Genomic DNA, 4,253 nt, shown 5'->3' on the forward strand with positions numbered 1-4,253 from the left:
CAGCAGCGCCGTGATATCGCGGTCGGCCGGCAGGCGCATCTGGCTGACGGCATGCACGATCAGCGTGCGGTCCTGGCCGACAGGCAACAGATGAATGAAGCGGGAGCGACGGAGAATCATTTCAGCCATAGTAATGAAAAGCAGCGGGATGTGAATCCGCCCGCCCCGCCCTGCCAGAAAGCCCGGGCTGATCGGAGATCGGAAACCATGAATCAGGAAGGCGGCGGGGATAGGCCAGCGCCAACGTCCGAGAGGTTCGGCAACGAAGGCGCCCGACACCCCTCTACGCGCGGCCTTATCATTGGTCTTGCCGGGATCGCGGCAGCTCTTGTGTTCGGCTACCTGCTGCTGAACAAGCTCGTCGAGATGTCACAGGAAGAAGACTGCGCTCTGGCACATCGCTACAACTGCGCCGCGATCGAAATGCCCCGCTGACGAGAGTGGGTTTCTAAGGCTTTTCGCCGGGACCCTCTTCGCTTGGCCGGCCCCTGCTTCCGCCGCCCGCCAGTCGCGCCAGGGTTGCCTCCTGGCGCATCCACTGCATGCGCGTCTTTGCCGGGTAACCGCCCCAGGTCTCACCGGCGGGGATGTTGTGCATCACGCCGGAACGGGCGGCGACGCGGGCACCGCGGCCGATCGTGACGTGCGGCGCGAGGCCGACCGAACCGCCAAGCACGGCAAAATCCTCCAGCGTGACGCTGCCGCTCAAGCCAGATTGCGCGACAATGATGCAGTGCCTGCCGATCTGGCAGTTGTGTCCGATCTGACAGAGGTTGTCGATCTTGCTCGCCTCGCCGATCACGGTGTCCCTGATGCCGCCGCGGTCGATCGTTGTGCCGGCGCCGATCTCGACGTCGTTCTGGATAATGACGCGGCCGGTCTGCGGAATCTTCTGCTGGGCGGCATCTTCGGTGTAGCCGAAGCCGTCCTGACCGATGCGGCAGCCCGGATGAATCACCACGCGATCGCCGATCAGCGTATGCGTGATCGAGCAGCCGGCCCCGATCCGGCAGCCGCGTCCGATCGTAACGTCGGGACCAATCACGGCATTGGCTGCGATGAGGCTTCCCGCGCCGATTTCGGCCCGCGGTCCGATGACTGCGCCGGGATCGACGGTGACATCGCTTTCGAGCCTCGCCGTTGGATGGATGGTCGCGCCCTCGAAAATGCCGTCGGTTTCAAACAATGAGGATGGACGTAGCGATTGCGGATAGAGTTCCCGGTGCACTGCAACGAAGGCGCGATACGGGTGTTCCGTTTGCAGGACGAGGAGCCCCTCTGGCGCCAGATCCGCAAAGCGTTTCGGCATCAGACAGGCGCCGGCGCGGGTCGTCGCCAGCGCGCCGGCAAATTTTTTGCCGTCGACAAACGCCAGGTCGGTCGGCCCCGCGAGATCGACCGGCGCGACGCCTTTGATCACGAGCGACGCCGGGGGGGCCTGAACGGGCTCGGCGCCGGTCAGCTTGATGATTTCGGCCACCGTCAAACCATTCGGGCGATCAAAGAACCGGCGGTTTCCCATTTTTCAGATCCATCATTAACGTCGCCGCGAAAACAAGTTGTCGCGATGTCGAAATTCGTATTGTCGAGCGCGCTGGGTCGCAAGCTAAGCAAGCGGCGCGCGCAATCGCGAGTTCAACCAAGATGCGAGCACACGACGACAAGGGACCACGTTGACACCTATCTGCATTCGTCGGATGCTATTCTAAATACAAAGCAAAATTTCACATTGTCGGAAAGCTGAAACGTCGAAATTCAGCAAAACAAATCGGGAGCGAACTATGACTTTTCGTCGCCATTCGAACGCGTGTCTCACTGGGGCCGCGATCGCCGCATTCGCGATGGCATGGGGCGGTCCGGCCAGTGCGCAGCAGAAGGAGCCGTCGATCAAGCCCGATGCGATCGGCGGCGTGGTGACCGGCCCGCACGGTCCGGAAGCCGGCGTCTGGGTGATCGCCGAAACGTCAGATCTGCCGACCAAATACGCCAAGATGGTCGTCACCAACGACGCCGGCCAGTTCGTCATTCCGCAACTCCCCACCGCCAAGTACAAAATCTGGGCGCGTGGCTACGGCCTCGTCGATTCCGACAAGCAGGACGCCACGCCCGGCAAAACCGTCGATCTGAAAGCAAAGCCGGCACCGAACGCGGCGGCCGCGGCCGAATACTATCCGGGCATGTACTGGTACTCGATGCTCAAGATACCCGCGACGAGCGAGTTTCCCGGTTCCGACAAGAGCCCGACCGGCATGCCGGCCAGCATGGACTCGCAGGCCACCTGGATCGACAGCATCAAGAATTCATGCCAGTCCTGCCATGCGCTTGGCAGCGACAACATTCGTCATCCCCACGTGAAAGAACTCGGCGAGTTCAAGAACTCCGAAGAGATGTGGGAGCGCCGCGTGCAATCCGGCCAGGCCATGAGCAACATGGCCCTGACGCTGGGCCGCCTCGGACCGCAGCGCGCCTACAAGATGTTTGCCGACTGGACCGACCGCATCGCGGCCGGCGAGCTCCCCTTCGACAAGCCGGAGCGGCCGAAGGGTGTCGAGCGCAACGTCGTGATCACCTCATGGGAATGGGGCAAGCGGGGAATGTACCTCCACGACGAGGTGTCGACCGACAAGCGCAACCCGACCGTGAACGCCAATGGCAAGATCTACGGCTCGCCGGAAGAAAGCTCCGACGACATTCCCGTCCTCGACCCCGTCAAGAACACGACGTCTCTCATCCATGAACCGTACATGGATCCGAAGACGCCGAGCGCCAAGGATGCTCCGATGGGTCCGTCGGTGTTCTGGGGCGACGAGGCAATCTGGGACGGGCACACCTCGATCCACAATCCGATGATGGACGAAAAAGGCCGCGTCTGGTTCACGGCGAGGCTTCGCCCTGCGCCGGACCCCGCAAGTTGCCAGGCCGGATCGGATCTCCCCTCGGCACAGGTCGCGCCGCAGAAGGACTCGGCTCGCGAAGTATCCATGTACGATCCGAAAACCCAGAAGTGGACCATGATCGATACGTGCTTCAACACGCATCACCTGGTCTTCACGCCCGACGACAAGCTTTGGTTCAGCCAGGGCATGCCGATGAGCGGGGTGGTCGGCTGGCTCGATGTCAAGAAGTTCGAAGCCACCGGCGATGCCATGAAGTCGCAAGGCTGGACGCCTACGGTGGTCAACGTCAGCGGCACCGGCAAGCGCGAGGCCTTCGTCGGTCCGGATAAGCCGATCGAACCCGGCAAGGACAAGTGGGTAAAGGCGGCGTTTTACGGCATCATGCCGAGCGTCAAGGGCGACGTGATCTGGGGCCAGGCGATGGGCCCGGGCTTTACCCGCATCACGCAGCCTGCGCTCCTGATCCGGCTGATTCCGGGAAGCGATCCGACCCACACTGCCGTCTCGGAGATATTCCAGTCACCGCCCGGCACCTATGGCTCGCGCGGCGTGGATGTCGACTCCAAGGGCGTGGCCTGGACCGTGCTCTCGAGCGGACAAATGGCGAGCTTCGACCGTTCCAAGTGCAAGGAAAAGCTCGAAGGGCCGAACGCGGCGACCGGCGCGCAGTGCTTCGAGGGCTGGACGCTGTACCGGATGCCCGGACCGCAATTCAAGGGAGTCAACGACCCGCAAGGCAGCGCCAACCACGCTTATTATATCTGGGTAGACGTTCACAACACGCTCGGCCTCGGCAAGGACGTGCCAATCGCCATGGCCAATGGCAGCGAATCCCTGCTCGCTTTGGTCAACGGCAAGTTTGTCGACCTGCGTATTCCCTACCCGCTCGGCTTCTTCGCCAAGAACGTCGATGGACGAATTGACGATCCGAATGGGGGTTGGAAAGGCCGCGGGCTGTGGACCACGACTGGCACGCGCGCCTACTTCCACAGCGAAGGTGGCAAGGATGCCAAGCCGCGCGTGTTCAAGGTGCAGATGCGCCCGGACCCGCTGGCCGACTGATCCCATCCGCCGGCGCGTGACCTCAATTGCTTCGCTGCATCAAGACGTGCAGCGAAGCATTTGCTTTTAAAGGGGGTTGAGCACGAGCATGCCCTATCGCCACACTCAGTCCGGAACCACCATTCTCGCAGCCTGCGCGACTATCGGCATCCTCGGAGCTGTCATCGCATGGCGAATAACCGGCCAGCCGGCGACCCTGATTGCCATGCTGATTGTGCTCGCCGGGATTTACGTCGTTTTCCATTCGCTGACGGTCGAGATCGAAGGCGGTGAAGTCAGCTGGTATTTCGGCGC

The 4,253-nt window shown here is 62.3% G+C and carries 3 protein-coding genes and 1 pseudogene; 3 read left to right on the plus strand and 1 reads right to left on the minus strand.

The features are described 5' to 3' along the window. Positions 1 to 435 (plus strand): hypothetical protein (locus NEZ08_RS15945; protein WP_298108692.1); only part of this gene is annotated, 435 nt, incomplete at its 5' end. Between the two features lie 13 nt (positions 436 to 448). Here the strand turns inward: NEZ08_RS15945 and lpxD are convergent. Continuing rightward, entirely contained in the window at positions 449 to 1,522 is a 1,074-nt protein-coding gene (lpxD, locus tag NEZ08_RS15950) for a UDP-3-O-(3-hydroxymyristoyl)glucosamine N-acyltransferase (protein WP_298108694.1), read from the minus strand. 259 nt (positions 1,523 to 1,781) lie between these two features. On the opposite strand from lpxD, the gene NEZ08_RS15955 reads away from it, so the two are divergent. Then, positions 1,782 to 3,959, plus strand: a complete 2,178-nt coding sequence (locus NEZ08_RS15955) for a carboxypeptidase-like regulatory domain-containing protein (RefSeq protein ID WP_298108697.1) — start codon at positions 1,782 to 1,784, stop codon at positions 3,957 to 3,959. A gap of 88 nt (positions 3,960 to 4,047) precedes the next feature. Continuing rightward, positions 4,048 to 4,253, plus strand: a pseudogene (locus NEZ08_RS15960) (hypothetical protein); the annotation flags it as partial.

The organism is Bradyrhizobium sp., from assembly GCF_027451485.1.
Classification (GTDB): Bacteria; Pseudomonadota; Alphaproteobacteria; order Rhizobiales; family Xanthobacteraceae; genus Bradyrhizobium.